19 protein-coding genes are annotated in these 19,143 nt (G+C 41.7%); 11 read left to right on the top strand and 8 right to left on the bottom strand.

The window, feature by feature from the left end:
- Window position 1: 1 nt before the first annotated feature.
- Window positions 2–1,081, bottom strand: coding sequence for a hypothetical protein (locus ACYZZR_RS03845; RefSeq protein WP_461532677.1), 1,080 nt, complete (start codon window positions 1,079–1,081; stop codon window positions 2–4).
- A gap of 187 nt (window positions 1,082–1,268) precedes the next feature.
- On the opposite strand from ACYZZR_RS03845, the gene ACYZZR_RS03840 reads away from it, so the two are divergent.
- The 4 genes from ACYZZR_RS03840 (at window position 1,269) to ACYZZR_RS03825 (ending at window position 4,210) form a co-directional block, all read left to right on the top strand.
- Complete coding sequence (locus tag ACYZZR_RS03840) at window positions 1,269–2,162, top strand: ABC transporter ATP-binding protein (RefSeq protein ID WP_461532676.1); 894 nt, start codon at window positions 1,269–1,271, stop codon at window positions 2,160–2,162.
- 49 nt (window positions 2,163–2,211) lie between these two features.
- Window positions 2,212–3,042 carry an ABC transporter permease gene (locus ACYZZR_RS03835; protein ID WP_461532675.1) on the top strand — a complete coding sequence of 277 codons (831 nt, stop codon included), beginning with the start codon at window positions 2,212–2,214 and terminating at the stop codon, window positions 3,040–3,042.
- A 175-nt stretch (window positions 3,043–3,217) separates the two neighbouring features.
- Window positions 3,218–3,757 carry a hypothetical protein gene (locus ACYZZR_RS03830; RefSeq protein WP_461532674.1) on the top strand — a complete coding sequence of 180 codons (540 nt, stop codon included), beginning with the start codon at window positions 3,218–3,220 and terminating at the stop codon, window positions 3,755–3,757.
- A gap of 15 nt (window positions 3,758–3,772) precedes the next feature.
- The gene (locus ACYZZR_RS03825) at window positions 3,773–4,210 is read left to right on the top strand and encodes a hypothetical protein (RefSeq protein ID WP_461532673.1); all 438 of its coding nucleotides are present in this window, start codon (window positions 3,773–3,775) and stop codon (window positions 4,208–4,210) included.
- 82 nt (window positions 4,211–4,292) lie between these two features.
- On the opposite strand, the gene ACYZZR_RS03820 is transcribed toward ACYZZR_RS03825, so the two are convergent.
- Entirely contained in the window at window positions 4,293–5,543 is a 1,251-nt protein-coding gene (locus tag ACYZZR_RS03820) for a DUF4374 domain-containing protein (protein WP_461532672.1), read from the bottom strand.
- A 28-nt stretch (window positions 5,544–5,571) separates the two neighbouring features.
- Window positions 5,572–8,040, bottom strand: coding sequence for a TonB-dependent receptor (locus ACYZZR_RS03815; RefSeq protein ID WP_461532671.1), 2,469 nt, complete (start codon window positions 8,038–8,040; stop codon window positions 5,572–5,574).
- A gap of 197 nt (window positions 8,041–8,237) precedes the next feature.
- On the opposite strand from ACYZZR_RS03815, the gene ACYZZR_RS03810 reads away from it, so the two are divergent.
- Window positions 8,238–9,260, top strand: a complete 1,023-nt coding sequence (locus ACYZZR_RS03810) for a helix-turn-helix domain-containing protein (RefSeq protein WP_461532670.1) — start codon at window positions 8,238–8,240, stop codon at window positions 9,258–9,260.
- A gap of 273 nt (window positions 9,261–9,533) precedes the next feature.
- On the opposite strand, the gene ACYZZR_RS03805 is transcribed toward ACYZZR_RS03810, so the two are convergent.
- The 5 genes from ACYZZR_RS03805 to ACYZZR_RS03785 form a co-directional block, all read right to left on the bottom strand.
- Window positions 9,534–10,139 carry a hypothetical protein gene (locus ACYZZR_RS03805; RefSeq protein ID WP_461532669.1) on the bottom strand — a complete coding sequence of 202 codons (606 nt, stop codon included), beginning with the start codon at window positions 10,137–10,139 and terminating at the stop codon, window positions 9,534–9,536.
- 47 nt (window positions 10,140–10,186) lie between these two features.
- Entirely contained in the window at window positions 10,187–10,405 is a 219-nt protein-coding gene (locus ACYZZR_RS03800; protein ID WP_461532668.1) for a helix-turn-helix domain-containing protein, read from the bottom strand.
- 3 nt (window positions 10,406–10,408) lie between these two features.
- Window positions 10,409–10,936, bottom strand: coding sequence for a DUF2975 domain-containing protein (locus ACYZZR_RS03795; protein WP_461532667.1), 528 nt, complete (start codon window positions 10,934–10,936; stop codon window positions 10,409–10,411).
- Between the two features lie 267 nt (window positions 10,937–11,203).
- Window positions 11,204–11,686 carry a hypothetical protein gene (locus ACYZZR_RS03790; protein ID WP_461532666.1) on the bottom strand — a complete coding sequence of 161 codons (483 nt, stop codon included), beginning with the start codon at window positions 11,684–11,686 and terminating at the stop codon, window positions 11,204–11,206.
- A 64-nt stretch (window positions 11,687–11,750) separates the two neighbouring features.
- Window positions 11,751–12,098: a cupin domain-containing protein gene (locus ACYZZR_RS03785; protein ID WP_461532665.1), complete on the bottom strand. Its 348-nt coding sequence runs from the start codon at window positions 12,096–12,098 to the stop codon at window positions 11,751–11,753.
- A gap of 237 nt (window positions 12,099–12,335) precedes the next feature.
- Here ACYZZR_RS03785 and ACYZZR_RS03780 point away from each other — a divergent pair, with 237 nt between their 5' ends.
- From ACYZZR_RS03780 to ACYZZR_RS03755, 6 genes are all read left to right on the top strand, one after another.
- Window positions 12,336–13,859 (top strand): gluzincin family metallopeptidase, encoded by a 1,524-nt coding sequence (locus ACYZZR_RS03780; RefSeq protein WP_461532664.1) that lies wholly within the window; start codon window positions 12,336–12,338, stop codon window positions 13,857–13,859.
- Window positions 13,841–14,293 carry a hypothetical protein gene (locus ACYZZR_RS03775; RefSeq protein WP_461532663.1) on the top strand — a complete coding sequence of 151 codons (453 nt, stop codon included), beginning with the start codon at window positions 13,841–13,843 and terminating at the stop codon, window positions 14,291–14,293. The genes ACYZZR_RS03780 and ACYZZR_RS03775 overlap by 19 nt, the downstream gene beginning before the upstream one ends.
- 123 nt (window positions 14,294–14,416) lie before the next feature.
- Window positions 14,417–15,799 (top strand): DUF1800 domain-containing protein, encoded by a 1,383-nt coding sequence (locus tag ACYZZR_RS03770; protein ID WP_461532662.1) that lies wholly within the window; start codon window positions 14,417–14,419, stop codon window positions 15,797–15,799.
- 39 nt (window positions 15,800–15,838) lie between these two features.
- Complete coding sequence (locus ACYZZR_RS03765; protein ID WP_461532661.1) at window positions 15,839–17,005, top strand: DUF1501 domain-containing protein; 1,167 nt, start codon at window positions 15,839–15,841, stop codon at window positions 17,003–17,005.
- A 186-nt stretch (window positions 17,006–17,191) separates the two neighbouring features.
- The gene (locus ACYZZR_RS03760; RefSeq protein ID WP_461532660.1) at window positions 17,192–18,370 is read left to right on the top strand and encodes an acyloxyacyl hydrolase; all 1,179 of its coding nucleotides are present in this window, start codon (window positions 17,192–17,194) and stop codon (window positions 18,368–18,370) included.
- 98 nt (window positions 18,371–18,468) lie between these two features.
- Complete coding sequence (locus ACYZZR_RS03755) at window positions 18,469–19,026, top strand: DUF4251 domain-containing protein (protein WP_461532659.1); 558 nt, start codon at window positions 18,469–18,471, stop codon at window positions 19,024–19,026.
- The last annotated feature ends 117 nt before the right edge of the window (window positions 19,027–19,143 follow it).

Below are 19,143 nucleotides of genomic sequence, written 5' to 3'. Positions count from 1 at the left end.
ATTAATCTTTGAGATTAAAAAGACGTTTGTTGATATTGTAATCCTGGTAGTTGCGCTTTACAAAATTCAAGGCGGCTTCCAGGATTTCTCCCATATTAGTCGCTTTTTTAAACTCTACATCCTGCACCAAATTCAATATCTCCACTTTAAGGCGTTCTACATTTTCGGGAACTGAAAGGACATCCACTCGGGCACAGTCTAACAACTCCTCCATTCGCTCGTTGTAGCTAATGAGTCTTTTGGCCACTATAGAGCGCTCTTCTATCTTATACTGATCTACCGAACTGCGCTGCAGCTTGTCGCGAACTAGGTTGACCATAGTGTTGTTCTCTTTAAAAAACTGGGGGCGATACACCTTGAGTTTACCCTCAAAACACTGCTGGTCGAAATCTATGGCTCTGATTTTATAGACCACGTGATCAAAATCGTGGGTGGCTACAATCACGTAGTTATAAGAACGCATATCGCCCAACAGCCGTATCATACAGCGCTCGTTAAACTTGACAAATTCTTTGGCGATCTGAGACTTTTCCCGCTCGGTACACTGCGGCAAAAAATCTCTGATAAAAACATCGCCCGGAATACCTGCAATATGCTCTTCGATAAGCGTATTCTTATAGACTAGAAAATTGAGATTGTAAGGCGAGAGCATATGCTCCAGCTCCAAACCGTAAATACGGGAAGCATCGGTTTTCTTGACGTAGAAATAGGTGTAGTTGTCGTTGAGTATATTCCTCACCTTAATGCGAAAAGGCTTAGAATTACCAAAGGTGCAATAGTCTATAGAATCTATATTGAGGTACTGTATAATATTGTCACTACCATCTGAGAGCAGTATAGAATAGACACGCTTTAAACTCAAGTCTATTTCCTCCCGGTCAAATTCGCTGTAAAACACCCGTACCCACAAAGTGTCCTTATCGTTCTCGTCGTATACCACCACCGAACCGGAAAAACGTAACAAATCCTCGTAAAAGATAGGAATTCTAATGTTGCGATTGTATTCTTTCAAATAGCTATTCAACTGTTCGCTTACCGGATAAGCGGGTTTCTTTTTAGACATTAATCGCTCTTCAGACATATCGAAAACGGACTATGGGATTACTATCCTCCAAACTTACATATTTTTTAAAGCCATCGCGCTTTCCAAAAACAAAAAAAACGAAAAACAAGTTTGCCATTTGTAACAAAATCGTAATTTGTACGTCAACATATTAACCTCATTTTGGGTTATTTTATCAACACTAAGGAATAAAAACACCATTATTTTGGAAACTATTCTCAGCATTGACAGGCTCACCAAAAAATTTGGCTATCTCACCGCGGTAAATGAGTTGTCTTTTACCATAGAAAAAGGCAATGTATACGGCATCTTGGGACCAAACGGCAGTGGAAAATCGACTACCCTCGGCATTGTACTAAATGTAGTCAACAAAAGCTCGGGAAATTTTCAGTGGTTCGGCGGAAATGTATCTACTCACGATGCCCTTAAAAAAGTAGGAGCCATTATCGAGCGTCCTAACTTTTACCCTTATATGACCGCCGAAAAGAATCTCGAACTAGTGTGTAAAATCAAAGGGGTGCCCCACCACAAAATACAGGAAAAACTGGAAGTAGTAGGACTGGCAGACCGCAAAGACAGCAAGTTCAGAACCTATTCTCTCGGTATGAAACAGCGACTAGCCATAGCCTCTGCTCTGCTCAATGATCCTGAGATACTCATACTCGACGAACCCACTAACGGACTCGACCCACAAGGGATACACCAGATACGACAGCTGATTAAACAAATCGCTGCAGATGGAACTACCATACTGCTGGCCTCTCATCTACTAGACGAAGTGGAAAAGGTATGCTCTCATGTGGTAGTCCTTCAAAAAGGAAAAAAATTGTATTCCGGACAAGTAGATGAGATGGTAGCCAGTCACGGCTTTTTCGAGCTCAGATGCTCGGAACAGGAAAAGGCTGTTGCTGTATTGCAAAACAATCCTACATTCCGAGAAATCAAAGAAGAGAACAACCTCATCACCGCCTTTCTCAACGAGCCCATGGAGGCCGACACCTTTAATCGCTTGATGTTCGATCAGGGAATAGTGCTCTCTCATCTTGTAAAACGCAAAGAAAGCCTAGAAGAACAATTCCTCGCACTCACAGAGAATTGAAACTACAAACCACAACTACAAACTACAAACTAATAAACTAAGAACTATTATGCTCCGTCTACTACAGATAGAATACATAAAACTCTGGAACAACCGTTCCAGCAAGGTACTGATTACGGCTTATTTTGTATTGCTACTGTGTATCGCACTGATAGCCACTGTCAATTTCGATTTTGGGGAAATACATTTTCAGGTTGCCGAACAGGGGATATTCAACTTCCCATACATCTGGCATTTTAACACCTATATAGCCGCCTGGTTAAAGCTGTTTCTCGCCATTATCATCGTGTCTATGACCGCCAATGAGTACAGTAACAAAACCATAAAACAGAACCTTATAGACGGACTGAGCAAATGGGAGTTTATCTATTCCAAATTCCTTACTGTTCTCAGTTTCGCGGCTATTTCCACGGTATTTGTCTTTGTGGTGTCTATGGTACTCGGATTGATCTATTCCGACTACAACGAGGCTTCGATCATTTTTTCCGACTTGGAGTACCTCCTCGCCTATTTTATTAAACTGACCGGTTTTTTCTCTTTCTGTCTCTTTCTCGGGATGCTTATAAAAAGGTCTGCTTTTGCGCTTGGTTTTCTGGTAATCTGGCAGATTATAGAAGGTGTTTTTTACCTGATTCTACGGTCTCAATTCAATTCGGACACCGCCTCCTCCGTAACCCGTTTCTTCCCGCTCAATTCCATGAGCAACCTGATCAAAGAACCCGGGAGTCGGCTCTCTGCGGTGCGCACAGTAGCAAGCCAAATCGGCGAGACCATCACCAAAGACTACAGTGTACACTGGTATGAAATAGTTATTGTACTCATCTGGACAGCTCTGTTTATCTATTGGTCTTATGCTCTGCTGAAAAAAAGAGATTTGTAAGATGTAAAGAGGAAAGTTAGAATTCTACTACTGTTGACAACAACTCAACAGTTGTTTAAATAAGTTACCGGATTAGAGCTCGTCGAGCTTTAGTTATCATCGGAAAAAGCAACCTTTCGGGCAATGCGGTATCTCATAAAAAACAAACTACCTTTACGGCCTTAAAAACACTACTATGACCAACGCCATTTTTTCTCGTTTCCCTTTTCTGAATTTTGTAAAAATCTTGATTTTTGGGATACTTTTAACCGCTTGTAACAACGACGATTTAGGTTTTCCCACAGGAAACGACGGGCCTTATGCCGCAGGCTATTCTATTTTAGTGGAAGACGGAGATGTGTTGGTCAGCGGTTTTAGAGGACAGCAGGGCAGAGACCTCACTACCTCTTTCTGGGTTAACGGAGAGCGCGTTGATGAAGAGACATTTACTCCACTTGTAAAAAATCAATCTACTTACCGCAAGGCGATTGACGAAAAGTACAGAAAAGTACAGATATACAGAGACGCACAAGGCGAACTTCAAACATATAGTTTTGACCAAGGCAGTCTTGCCGAAGATGGCAAGGTGTTCTACTACAAGAACAATACCATCATAAAAATGGACACCGATAGTATAGGCACAGTTTCTTCGGTGGGCTTCTACGACGACACACCACTTTTTGCGGGTTCTTTAGGAGAGATTTCTGGAAGTATTTCAGGAGGATCCGTTTTTTAACCCCGTACACCCTTTGTGTGGGACGGAATTTCGACAGCTGTAGACACTTTGATATTGCCGGAACAAACCGTTGCTTACTGGGGAGTGAGCAGTATTTATGTAAAAAGTGAAGACGAATATTACACAGGGGGCCTTTGTGGTATTCCTATGTACTGGAAAAACGAGGAAGCTGTAATACTGGATGAGCGATATGGCGAGGTATGGCAGATCACCAAATCAGACGCTGATGTGTATGCAGTAGGGCTGGTAAACAAACACAACTCCAACAGCTCTGGGCATACGGCCAGCTACTGGAAAAACGGAACACTGCACGAACTGGACGACAATGCCCAAGCTTACGGCATTTTTATAGATGGCGACGACGTTTATGTATCCGGAGCCATCGGAATAGCTCCTGCCTTTTACACGTCCTGTTACTGGAAAAACGGGGTCAGGGTCGATCTTCCTTTTTAAGAAAAAGGGAGTGAAGAAATCTAATCATCTCCACTCCCTGTTCAATCGAACTCATGGTTTTAGGTCATAGCAGTTACGCTAATTACTCAGCTGTTTCGTTGCTCAAAATCCCGATACCGGAAATATTTTGTATCCCCGTAAGTTTCAATCCCTGTGTTGCGATGTAATTATCAGGATCTATGGCGTACAGATAAGTTACGGAAGCCTCTTCTAAAGACAAAGGAAGATATGCTTTTCCGTTATTGATAAATAATGGGAAAGCATAAGTTCCCGGAGCTATCCAATCATCAATTCCGGAAACCCAGTGAAACTCCTTGGTTGCAGCCTCGACTATGGCAAGTTTAGCCCCCTCTGACTCCGCTTTCACCTCGTCCCGATCAACCATCGCAAGGATAAATTTATCACCTCCGAGATGCTTTCCGGCATGAATTCTCATGCCATCGGCAACTTCTTCCACATCCCAGTAGTAGTCTTTATCGAATTCTTCATTCTCAATTCGCAAGAAGGCAGCGTGGTTATTGTCTGATTCTACATCTCCGGTAGAAAATGCGTAAATATCTCCATTGTCGTCCTGCCCAAGTCCCATTACATTATAGTAGCGCCCAATAAACGGCATACGATTATCTGAGATGGTCTTTTCAAAATTCATATCTTGATCGAATATGGAAACAAAGGCACGGTTTTCATAATCATAAGGGTCCTGTTCTCCTTCTCCTCCGTACCTCGGATTGTACACTGCATATATCTTATCTCCGAATTCAAAAAAGCTGTATACAAACGCGTAATAATTGGGGATAAATTTACCATCTACATAGATGATCTTCTGGTCAAATTCGGCATCTTTATCAACTGTATTGGTCTCGGTATTGATCCAATACGCACTTCCGGGAGTATTTAAGGCTCTCCCGATATTGTATGCCAAAAGATGTTCCTGATCTTTATACGACAGAAAAACGTTTACCGATTTTACGGAAAAAGAGCTCACCTTTTCCAGTTTAGCCTTCTGATTGAGTTGAAATACTTCTGTAAATCCGGGATCTCCTCGGTTGTACTGAAAGGAGAAGGCTTTGTTATTCAGGGCAAACATGGTAGAGCCCCGGGTCTCATACCCGTTACCCTGAACAGTAATTTCCCCTTCATCGAGCTTATCGGCAAGAAAAAGATAGGTCTTAGCCTGTTCGGCTGTGGCGGCCTCACCGGCAATTACAAATTGTTCGGTAGCAGCATCGGGGTTCTCTGGTCCTTCGGTACCGGGTCCGTCATCACTACTACATGCGCTTAAAAACAACAGGCACAGAGCCATCAAGCTAAAAGATAAAATGTTAGATTTCATGATATATTGGTGTTTATTAGATAATTTACTATGAATTAAACAGGAAGTATCTGAATTTAAGGTTGAATGCCCGACTTGGTTTTTGCAATTTAAAATGATCGTACAACAGGGCATCTGTCAGGTTTAACACTTCAAGGGTCAGGTTGTATTTTCCTCCCTTAAAGGCGTAAATAAGGCTGGCACTGTGATTCCATTGTGTGGGAATGGTTATTTTTGTAGATTCTTCTCCCAGGCTTGGCCATCCTTCATAATACTCGTGAACATAGTGTAACTGATACCCTATGGTAAGTGTTCCGTCGGTTCCGAAAGGTCGGTTTACAGCGTAGGAAGCATCGGCATTTCCAAACAGATATGGCATATTGGGGATACGGTCTTTATACACAATACTTACAATATCGTTACTCCCTCCCTCATATTTGGTCCGGTTTATCAAATTCTGATAACTTATATTCACTCCTACATTGAGCTGTTTTTTATATCTATACCGGATACTGCCTTCCACCCCCCTGTTATCTACATCTCTCAGGTTGACCATCTGCTGTATGGTAGTGGCAAAACTTTCGGTAAGACTAGTACGTATAAAATCTTTTGAATACCGGTACAATATCGCGGCATCAAAAGTAAAAAAGTGGGTGTTTTTTATAGAAGGGTTAAACATGATTCCGATATTGACATTCTCACTGCTTTCCGGTTTCAGGTCTACATTTCCCGTCAGCGTATTCATATTACCGAATAATTCTCCACTGGTTGGAACCCGTATACCGTGTTCGTAAGACAGTCGTAACTGCAGGTTTTTCCTGATAAAATAGGAGCTGGCAAAACCATAGCCATAGGTACTGAAGGTGTTTGATTTCCAATCGTAATCGTCATGGTTGGGATTCTCGGCCATAGCCACATTCATAAACGATTTACTGTGTTGTACAAAGTATTTACCGAATATCGAAGTATTCCATTTTTCGGATGGATCATAGCGATATGACAGTCCGAGTACATTTTTCTGCAAAGAGCTGGGCCTGTTAAAAAACTGGTCTGTTTCCTTGAGAAGATCTTTATTGACTCTTTTAAAAGTTGTGAAGTTATTGTTGAGCACCAGAGCGTGTTTGTCATTGATCCTATAACTCAGGTTTGCGGTCACTACACCGCTATTATTCCGGTATTTATTGTCTCCACGGCTGCGTTCCGCCCCGTCGGAATCAGACTCCCGAATAACCTCTCCCAACCAATTATACTGTTTATTTATCGTATCGGTCACCCTTTCGTAACCGAGATTAATGTTCCCGCTGATGTTCAGATCGAGCCCTTTAAGACCTATATCCCTTTTGAGGTATTTTATAGATGGAAGTAAGGTTACCCCTTTAGACTCCCGATTGCCATAGACATCTTCCATGGTAACGCCATTCTGTAATTCCCGAGCATATTGTCCGAGATCCATACCTATAATCAGGTGGTCTGCCCACGACCGGTTACGAACCCCCACACCCACCATTACCATCTCATTGCGGTAACGGTCATGAAACCGTCTGGTTCTGACTTTCTCTACTTTTCCGTATTTGTTAACAGGAGTCTCTGTCTCAACCCAGTAATTATTTTTGGAGTAATTCTGATAGGCATCGAGCGTTAAAGTAAAGCCACTTTTGAAGTTTCTCGCCAGACTAACCGAGGTCTTATGAGTGCCGAAAGAACCGTAGGAATAAGATGCGTCAAGATAGTTAGCGCGACCTGAATTGGTCACAATATTAATGGCTCCACCCAAGGCGTCAGATCCGAGGTCTACGGGAACTACCCCCTTGTACACCTCTACTCTTTCGGCAAGGTTTATGGGGATGTTATTGATTTGAAATGCATGCCCCATACTCTCCATAGGCACTCCGTCGATAAAGAATTTTACCTGGTGACCTGTAAATCCATTAAGAGAAAAATCTACATCAGATCCCAGTCCGCCACTTTCCCTAACCCGAATTCCAGGTACATTGTCCAGGGCGTGAGCAATGTTTAAAGATGTATTGTGCAGTTGTTTTGCATCGATCACACTCACCTGATAAGACTGTTCTCTTGCCTTCTGTACTTTTGATTTTCCCGAAACGATCACTTCGTCCAGCTCACTTATATGTTGCTGAAGTATGGCGGTAAATTCGGTATGTTGCCCGGGTTTTACAACAACTTCCCAAAGGTATTCTTCATATCCGACTGCTGTAATACTTATAAGATAGGTACCGGCAGGTATGGACTTGACAGAAAAAGTTCCCTCCATATCCGCATACCTATTATACTTGTTGTTGCCAAACAGTATGGAAGCATTAGGAATCTTTTCTCCGAGAGCATTTTGAACAATTCCCGACAGGGATCCTGATGACTGCGCAAAAATATTCTTGGGAGCAAAACACAGAAATAGCCCCCATAAAAGTATCAAACAAGTTTTACGATCGTTTTGAGTCATGCGTTTATTGTAGTTAGTGTTTTGTAATTGGTTCATCTCATTGCTTTCTATTCTATTCAAATACAAGCGGATACCCTTTTATCCGGTATTCGATACCCCCGAAACAGAAAAAATCCGGAAAATAATCCCTTCAGGGTGTATTTATTTTTATTAATTTAGACTTAATTTAAATAAAATCGAATGCAAATGTAAGTGGCAGGTTCCGATTGGATTTATGAAAAGTGGATAATTTTTTAATATAAACGGATTTTTACAACATGAAGATCTCGGCAAGACTTACCGAATTCGAAAAATTTTATATTCAAAAGGAAATAGGAAATACACATGATAATGTACACCCTTTCAAGGAAAGCAATCTCAATATGATCGGCATGAAGGGTATTGACCTCCTGAAATGCAAAGAATTATGGGCCTCTGGGATTCTATTACTGGATGTTCAAATGACATTTTCCCGGCCTGTGACCGATGAGTTTGAGGTGGAAGGCGATTGTGTCGTCATGGAGTTTTTATTTAACACAGCCTCTACAGTAACTATAACCCCTCTAAAAAGAGTAATTACATACAAAAACCTGACACACAACCTCACTTATGCTTCAGATTTTAAGGCCAGCTATCATGTAGAAGCCGGTTCGCCCATAGACTATTTCACGATTGTGATGTCGAAGGATTTTTATCACAGGCTTCTTCCTCAGGAAAGTACCTTACACCAGGAATTTCTCCGGAGTACTGAAACTCATGGTATCCACAGGTTGTCTGCCACACTACTTCCATTCACCCCTTTTATTCACGAACTCATTTACGATATAAAACACTGTCGTCAAAAAGGAGAATTACAAAAGTGGTATCTCGAAAATAAGATACAGGCTCTGTTGCTCATACAATTGGAAATGTATCAGAATCACAACCGGCAAAAGATCGCAGGGCTCAGCCCTTACGACATCTCCCGAATACAAGAAGCCAAAAGTTTCCTGGAAAACCACTTCAGGAATGCTCCAGGTCTCACCGAACTTTCCAAACAGGTAAACCTCAATGAATTCAAACTCAAAAAGGGGTTTAAAGCCTGTTACGGGATAACCGTAAAAAGATATGTCATCCTCTTAAAGATGAAGCACGCCATGCACCTCCTTGAAAAAGGAGATCACAGTATCACAGAAATTGCTTATCTGTCGGGGTATAACGGACTGGTACAGTTTTCAGCTGCCTTTAAATCCTTTTACGGTTATGCCCCAAAAAACATTCAATGTGAGCACAAAACTGCCGATTTGCCATGTTTGAAATAACCCATTGCTCAACAGGTAAAAAAGTACCTCAACCGTCAAAAATGCAGATCTAAACTCTAAACCATTTTTATTTTGTTGTCACCATTACCTCACCATCACTGCCTCTTGAACCGTATAGAGCTACCTCTTAATCACTTAATTTCTAAAGGTTAGTACTATTTCTCTCTTGGTCTTTTACATATTCTAATAAACCTTCCAGTTGGTAATCAGAAGAATTAGAAATGTTTTCAACGAAATAAGAGATGGTGTTTTGTTACAATACAGCTAGTGAGTTTACTGCTGCCATGTAGGGTTTCCGTTTTCGTCAAAAATCCGAATATACGGGTTACCTATGCTATCCACTTTCAGCACGATTCGAGGTATCGAATTCGGATCCTTAATCACCAATGCAGCATTGCCATTTTCTGTCATCAGGTCTATCCGGCTGGTATTATCTCCTACCTTTCCAGACGACTTTTTGTCGTTGATTATCAGTCCGGCGCGAAAATAATCGTCGTTTTTATTGTCTTGTGCCACCAAACCTATAGCATCTGCATTATCGTAGTCGAATGCAAGAGCGTGAAAGTTAGTCTCTTCGTTATCGGTAACAGCGATACCACCGCGTTCGTTACCAAAACGGTCGTAAAAAACAAGTCCGGCAGGATTAACTATCCGCTTCAAGGTTTTACCTCCCAAAATAGGTGGCGGCATCAGATCTTCATTCGAAATCACTACTCGACTATTCCCGGTGCTGTCTTTGATATTTATCCGCTCCACCGCCATGAGACCGTCAGAATTTCGATTCATCAAAAGGTATGAAACAACAGACAACAGAGCTATATTCAACACAATAAGAATGCCGAGCAAAAGCTTAATGGGGGTAGCTATAGTTTTCATCATTAAAATAAATATTTGAGTTACATATATAACAAAGTTAATGTATTTTTTTAAATACAGTTTTCGTCCTCTACATACTCTAAGATATCTCCTGGCTGACAATCCAGAGCATTGCAAATGGCCTCCAAGGTAGTAAATCTGATCGCTTTTGCCTTTCCTGTTTTCAGTATCGAAAGATTAGACAGCGTCAGCCCTACCCTATCGGAAAGTTCGTTTAAAGACATTTTACGCTTGGCCATCACCACATCTAAATTCACAACAATTGCCATAACCTATACCGTTAAATCACTTTCCGTTTGCAAATCTGCTCCTTTTTTAAAAACGAGGGCCAATATGTAAATAATACCTGCAAAGAACAAGATCTCACCGCCGTCAAAATCAATCGGAACAGCTATGCCTTTCTTTAAAATCCACTTGCAATACAACGCAGCTATCAATGCCAGTACACATAGCCCTAATGAGATATGGCTAATGCTTAAAAACAAATCTGTGAGTTCGTGGTTAAACGGTTTGGACAAATTGAATTTCATGAAAAACTTCACCACACAATAGGCGATATACGTCTTTAATCCATTTAATACAAGAAGTAAGGAAACAGTAAAAATGTAATACTGCTTGCTGTAGGAGTACAGCTCCGACATATCGTACCCCATATACAAATTTGCCGCCCCTTCCGAATTCACAAAGAGGCTGATTAAAAATGAGATCAGTATAGCAACTGTCTTGATACAAAACCCGATGAATACAATCCAAAAAAGGACATTCATCACTCTTAGTACGGTTGAATTTGTTGTTGTCATTTGCTTATGTTTTACTAATACACAAAGCAAATATCAATAATTATTTATTGAAAAACAATAAATTTTTATTTTTTATAAATAAATTAGCTCTAATATATTCGTTCTTTTGCTTATTTACAAAAGTCTGAGAATATTCATCCAGAATTAAAGGAAGAAAAAATAAAACTTCATACGTTATTTTTTTTCAATTTACTAATTTCAAATACTCCCTAATCTTTCTAAAATTTAGGCATGAAAAAGTGAAGGATTTCGACACGAAACATCTCCTTATCGCTCCACACAATCTACCGGACTAAACTCTAACCCTTTAGAAAAATCGATTTTTGATCGGTCTTTAAACACCATTTTTCCGTCTTTTTCTACCATTTCGCCATAACCTTCTGTGGCGGTGCTGTCTTTCAATAAGAAAGCGACTTCTCGTACCGATTGTACTCCTTCCGACACATAGGTGTAGTCGGCATAAAAGGTCTGATCTACAATCTCGCCTTCCAAAGTGCCTTGTGAGTCGTCTTTTTCAAAAAAGTTGTAATTCAAGCTTCCTATGGCTACATTGGGAAACACTTCTATCTTCAACCAAATACTGTCTTTGCCGGATACTGCTTCGAGGCAATTGGATTGAGGAATCATAATCTTCATCTCCGGCTCGGTAGAATGCTCTTGCTCTGACTGTTGTTGCTCTTTATTTTGTTTTGTAGTGTTCTGGCAGGAAACAATAGCCAATGCTACTATAGGTAAAATAATTTTTTTCATACTGGATTGTTTTTTTAATTCATCTCTTTATAAATCTGTAATATCCTTTGATATTTATTGCTCTTCATTCCTCCGCTTGGTCAAATCGGTCTCCACGGGTTGTCGGTTCTGAAATCACTATAAACTCCAAATTTTCCGTCTGATCGTTCCGTATTCTGTGTTTTACATTAGGTGGAATATGTATTCCCGCTCCGCTCTCTACCTCTATTGTTGCATCCTCAATTTCAAAAGTCGCCTTTCCTTTCAATATTCTAAAAAATTGTTGCGCATTGCTGTGATAGTGTTTTTTCTCCTGTGTCTTTGGAGGCATCATCTCTTCGATAACGCTCAAGCTTTTAGATTTTAACAAATGCCATCCACTACAATTATCGCCCCAGATATAGTGTTCACTATTTTCCTTAGTTCTTTTCATTATCGAGTGCTTTCACAAAAACTCCCCCACAAGTTAGTAAAAATCAATATGTGACAACCGTTTTTTGCAAATACATTCTGGGAAATTTGAATTTGTTCCTCATGGAGATCAATACCTGTCAAAAGAATTGAGCTACAAAAAGTATTCAGGTCTTTCTTTTTCGATTTATTGTAAAAAAACAGGAAAAAAATTTAAAAAAACTATAAATTCGGGCCTACAAATCCAATACCAAATACCATGAAACTACTTCAATATGTATGCTTGGCGGTATTGTGCTGCTCGTATTTTTCAACTAATGCACAATACAAGCCTTCTAAACTTTTTTCAGACAATTTTTACAACCACAAAGGCGATGCTATTCGCAGTGCAAGTGGCAAACCGGGAAACGCTTACTGGCAAAATCGGGCAGATTATAAGGTACAGGCTACATTCGACACTGAAACATTAAAACTCGACGGCAGCGTACAGATCGATTACACCAACAACAGCCCCGACGAACTACAACAGCTGTGGCTTCAACTAGATCAGAATATTCTAAACAGCAACTCCAGGGTCAAACAACTTCGTCAACCGGGCATTGCCACAGATACCACTAAAGGATACACCATTTCAGAAGTCCTAATCCTGAAAAACGCTTCGTGGCAACCCGCTAACTATGTAATCGACGGAACTCGTATGCAGATACGTCTAGGGGACGAAATTATAGCGTCGGGACAAAAAGCTCAATTGAAAATAAACTACAGCTATATACTACAATCCAAAGGCGGCGGCGGACGTTCAGGCTATATGGACACCAAAAACGGAAGAGTGTACGAGTTCTCCTATTGGTATCCGCGTATGTGTGTGTACGACGACTACCGCGGGTGGAATACGCTGCCTTTTATAGGTGGTGGTGAAATGTATCTCGATTACGGCAATATCGATTACAGTATTACGGTTCCGGCCGGAGAGCTAGTGGTTGGATCGGGTACATTGGTCAATAAAAACGATATTCTTTCGGCCAAAACCCTAAAACGCCTCGAACAGGCAGAAAATTCGGCTAAAACCGTAATGATTCGCAAAGCATCTGAATTAAAACAGCCGGTAACTACTGCCAAAAACGGTATGGTAACCTGGCACTTTAAGATGGACAACACCAGGGATGTTGCTTGGGGAATGTCGAAAGCATTTATATGGGACGCGGCCAAAATAGAGCTTCCCAGTGGAAATACTGCCCTAGCACAATCTGCATATCCCGTTGAAGGTACCGAACAAGGAAGAGCCTGGGCTCGCTCTACCGAAATGTTGAAGGGAGCCGTTGAAAATTTTTCAAACAAATGGTATGAATACCCTTATGCCACAGCTACCGGCATAGGTGGTTCGGTAGGTGGGATGGAATTTCCAGGTCTCGCATTTAACACCTATAAAGCAGAACCCTACTTGATGTTTCTATTGGCCGCTCACGAAATCGGACACAGCTGGTTCCCAATGATAGTAGGATCGGATGAAAGGCGTTATCCCTTTATGGATGAAGGTTTTAACACCTTTATGGATATTTACGCTCACGACGATTTTAACGGCGGAGAATTTGCACCGAAACGGGACGGAGAATACGCCCCTGGAAAAGGCAATCCGGCAGATGAGATTATTCCCGTAATCGAAGCCGCCAAAGGAGGCCCTACCCTACTCACGCCGGCAGATGCACAAAAGCGCGAACTGGTACACCCTATGGCCTACCTTCATCGGCCTTCGGACTGGTATTGTTGCGTGAAGTTATCTTAGGACAGGACAAATTTGATTACGCGTTTAGATACTACATCAAAAACTGGGCATACAAACACCCACAACCGGAAGATTTCTTCCGCGCAATGAACAACGGTAGCGGAGAAGATCTGACGTGGTTCTGGAACGGATGGTATGCGAACAACTGGCAACTGGATCAGGCCGTGACTGAGGTGTCGTACAAAGATAATGACGTCAAAAAGGGAGCTGTACTCACCTTAGAGAACAAAGATCAGATGGCTATGCCTGTTCCGCTTAAAATCACTGAATCCAACGGTAAAGTACACTCTTTTACCATTCCTGTAGAAATATGGCAAACAGGCGCAGAGGTCAATATCGACATTTCGTCTGTTTCAAAAATAAAAAAAGTGGTAATCGACCCCCAACACCAACTCCCTGATACCGATAGAAGTAACAATAGTCTGAAATTATAAGGGACACAACATTAAGGCCTGTTGTATGAAAAAAATATAACAGGCCTAGCTAATAAAAATTGCATCTACCGTAGCTTCGAAAGTATTTTTTGCTTACATTTATAATAACATATTCTTCTATAAATGATGCAATTAGAACACCTATGGGCATTGAGGTTGGGGTTTAGCACCAAGCAGGCTGCAAAAATTAAAGAAAAGAGCATCGAAGGCTTTCTTCAAGACACTTATAGCGCTCCTTTTGAAGTTGACTTTCCCGACTTTCTCTCCGACGAACCTAAGACTCTTTCAGAGCGCAGGGAACGCAACAAGATGTACCGAGAGATCTCTAGGGAAGAGCGACAAATGTACCGAAGAGAGAACCGAAGGACATTCCGCAAAATGAAATCCTGGTGGGTAAACCGAATGCGGAACAGCGAACATCCTCTACTGGAAAAAATGACATGCTTTTGGCACAATCACTTTGTGGCTTCCTGGAAAAAGGTACAGGAGAATTATTGGATATATGAGCATTACCGCATTCTGAGAGAAAACGCCTTTGGCAATTACCGCGAACTGACCAAGCAGATTGTGCGTTCTAATGCCATGATAAAATACCTGGACAACCAGAACAACAAAAACGGGAAATTTAATGAGAACCTCAGCAGGGAACTGTTGGAGCTCTTTACGCTCGGTATTGGTCATTACAGCGAGGAAGATATAAAAAACGGAGCCAAGGCTCTTGCAGGATTGGGGTTTGGAAATAATGGAATGGGAGTTTACCGAAAAAAAATAGCATACCACCAGCCTATTAACTACCTCGGTAAAACCGGGGTATTCCGACTGGACGACTTGATAGATATTATCTTTGAACAGCAAAACACTCCTTATTTTATCACCGAAAAAATACTGAAGTGGTTTGTGTATGACGACCCCGAAAAGAGCTTGATAAAATACTACGGCGATTACCTGAAAAGTGTGGATTTTGAATTAGCTCCTTTCTTTACCAAAATAGTTACCGAAGAATACGACAAACCCAATGCGGGAAGAAAGATAAAAGATCCTTTGGTGTATATGTTGCAACTCGTAGACGAGCTCCATGCCGAGGAGGTAGACAACACCACCATAGCCACATTTCTCTCCAGACAGGGTATGGATCTTTTCAACCAGCCCAATGTAAAGGGATGGGAAGGGGGCAATTCATGGCTCACCTCACAACTCTTTATACAGAGAAACAAGATGGCCAATACGCTGAGTATGGGTAAATATTACCTCAACAATCCGAGTGCACCCAAACAAAACGGAATACAGCAGATTGAAATAGCGCTAAACTGGAACCCTAAAAGCAACAGCAGACAAATTATAGAAGATATTGCCAGCCGCACATTGTTTCGCGTAGACGATACTTTAGAAAATGATATGGAAAGCATACTCCCCTACGATTTTGATCCGCAGAAAGACAATGCCGATAAAGCCGTACTTCGACTTTTCCGCTATATAGTTCAAACCCCGGAATATCAGTTGATCTGAGCCGGTAGTTCATCTATCATTATTTAAAAGACTTAAAAAATGAACAGACGTAATTTTTTATCGGTAACCGGAACGCTGACCGGAGGAGCTCTCCTCCTTCCCGATTTTCTTTTTTCTTACGGTAAGCAATCACAGCTGATTACCGGAGAACAATCTGTAGTCTTTATTCAACTGAACGGAGGCAATGACGGACTAAATACTTATATTCCTATAGACGACCCTCTATACCACGAAGCGAGACCGACTATTGGACTTTCTAAAGGCGAGGTAATCGGCAAATACCGAGGTATGGCCTTTCATCCGTCTTTGAAAGGATTTGCCGAAATACAGCAGCAAGGAGATCTCACCGTGATACAGAACGTAGGATACCCCCATCCCAACCGATCTCATTTCAGGAGCAGGGAAATTTGGCAAACCGCTTCGTCGGCCGACAAATACCTCAGCGAGGGATGGTTGGGTAGATATCTCGACTTGCAGTGCAAGGATCACGATCCCACAGCGGGAATTAATTTGGACCAAACCGACAATCTCGCACTCTTGGCTGCGGAGCCCAATTTCATCACCGTAAAAAATCCGAATCAATTTAAATACAAAGGCGGTGAAGAACAACAAGCGCGACTCTCCGATACCCCTCAATTGGACTTTGCCCGAAAAATAGCAAATTCTGTCATAGAAGGTTCGGAAGAGATACAACAAGCCCTAAAAAAGCAGATAACCCCAGGTGAATATCCCAAAACGGAACTCGGAAGAAACCTGAAATGGATAGCGCGTTTGATAAAGGGTCATCTCAATACCAAAGTTTACTACACCTCTTTGGGAGGCTTTGACACCCATAACAATCAATTGGGAATACACTCTCGACAACTCAAGGTAGTAAACGATGCCGTGTACGGCTTTTACAAAGACCTTAAACATTCGGGATTACTACAAAACATCACCATAGTGATCTTCTCTGAATTTGGAAGAAGAGTTCACGACAACGGAAAAGGGACGGATCACGGCACCGCCGCACCTATGTTTATCATTGGTGGTAGTAACAGAGGTAAGATAATAGGCGACAACCCCGATCTGGCCGACCTGGAAAAAGGCGATCTGAAATACAAAACAGATTTCCGAAGCGTGTACGCCACCCTGCTACAAGAAAAAATGGATTTTGACTACCGTAAAATTGGCATTGACAACAAAGCGCTGACAGGAATTTTTTAAAAATAGAAATATTTACTAAAAATGCTTAACTTGTGATCCGTACGTTCTATTTGGATTGTGCGGATACCAAAAAAATGTTCCACTTTGCGGAGACCTAATCGCAACATAAGGCAGTAGTGTGCAGTGAAATTCTCTATCAGACTTTTATTGTTTTTATGCCTTTGTGCAATTGTCCCTTTCAAAGCCTTGTCTCAAGATGCCATCAATGCGCCTATTTCTCAAAACTCAAAGGCTAGTGGGCGTTTTGTACACCATATAGCTGTAGAGTTCCGGCCGGCCTACATATTGCCAACAGCCTCGTTTTACAGAGGGGAAAACCTCAAACAAAAACCCATTCAAACCGCCTGGTCTGGTCACCTAAAATACGCTTTCAGATTTTCAGACCACTCTTGGGGAAATCGAATTTATCCGAATACCTACCAAGGCATAGGAATATCGCACTATGGTTTTGACAACCCGAAAGAATTGGGAAAGCCCTGGAGTATATACCTCTTTCAACGTTCGGAAATCGCCAAAATTGGAAAAGGTATTGCACTGGATTACGAGTGGAATTTTGGAATATCAACGGGATGGAAACCTCATAGTTTTAAGCATAACCCCTACAATATAGCAATCGGATCGTCGACCAATGCCTATCTGAATGCCGGAGTCTATCTGCGGTGGAAATTAGGTCGGTATACCAATCTTGCAACAGGCATAGATTTCACCCACTTTTCTAACGGAAACACCAGTTTCCCGAATGCGGGACTCAATATGACGGGATTGAAAATAGGTCTTTTACACGACTTTCAGAAACGAAACGCTACTGTGGATGTCTTACCTAAACAACTCCCACTGACTTTGGAATACCCCAAGCACATCAGCTACGACCTGGTATTGTTTGGCTCCTGGCGGAGAAAGGGAGTAGAGACAGCAGGACAGCTCGTCCCCTCTCCACATCGATACCCCGTACTGGGTATGTATTTTGCGCCCATGTACAACCTGAGTCGACGGTTCCGTACAGGTATTTCCCTAGATGCGGTATACGACGGTAGTGCAAATGTATACGCCCCAAATTATTTCTCAGCTTCGGCGAGACAAAAGTTTTTTAAGCCTCCTTCAGATCAACAGCTCGCCATGGGTATATCGGCAAGAGCCGAATACATCATGCCTTTCTTTACTATGGGCATCGGATTGGGGAGCAATCTGCTACACAAGGGAGGAGATTTTAGAGGTACTTACCAAACCTTTGCACTCAAGATTACAACTACCAGAAATTCATTCCTGCATATCGGTTATAACCTGAAAGACTTTCACAAACCCAATTACCTGATGTTGGGACTGGGATACCGCTTTAACAACAAAACCCCCTCGTTGTTACACTGACAGAAACAGGGAAATATATCCGGTAGAAATTCAATGCCAACACACCTGAACCTACTCAAAAAAATTCCTTAACTTGTATAGCTATAATTTCGGTACCCATGAAACATCTTTTCTACTTTTTCGGTTTATTAGTAGTGCTCAGCGTCTTCTGCCTCAGCAGTTGCGGCGGAGTCAAAAATGTCTCACCTCAGGATATGGCCGCCCTTGACAGCCTTATTCGCAGTAAAGAATTCAGAGTAGAAAGCGAGTGGGCTAACCCTATGGTTACCATGGCTATGATGAAGATGGGAGACATCCTGGGACCCCAAAACAGTATACAACGCGTAAGCCTGATTGGCAACCCCAACTATCTCGAAATTAGAGGAGACTCTGTAAGTGCCCGACTTCCCTATTTTGGAGAGCGAAAAACAGGAGGGGGTTATGACCCGGATGGAGAGGGTATTAAATTTGACCAAAAAATCTCTGAAATGGACATCGAATTCATAGATGCCAAAAAAATGTACCGCATCAGCTTCGACGCGCGACAAAGGAGCGAATTGTACAATATCACACTCGAAGTATTTTCCAATAAAAAGACCAATATGGTAGTGAACAGCTCCGAGAGAAGCCTGATAGGTTTCGAAGGCTCAATCAGCAGTATAAAAGATGAGCACTGAGTTTGACCTTTCAAATGGAACACCGACCGTTCATTACGCTATTTTGTTTGTATCTTTGTGCCGAAATTGCGGACTCCGGATTTTGAATGTCGGAGATAAACAATGTAACCCAGGCTT

This window comes from Sinomicrobium sp. (assembly GCA_029266035.1).
Lineage (GTDB): Bacteria > Bacteroidota > Bacteroidia > Flavobacteriales > Flavobacteriaceae > Sinomicrobium.
This window is presented reverse-complemented; position numbering and strand designations above follow the sequence as displayed.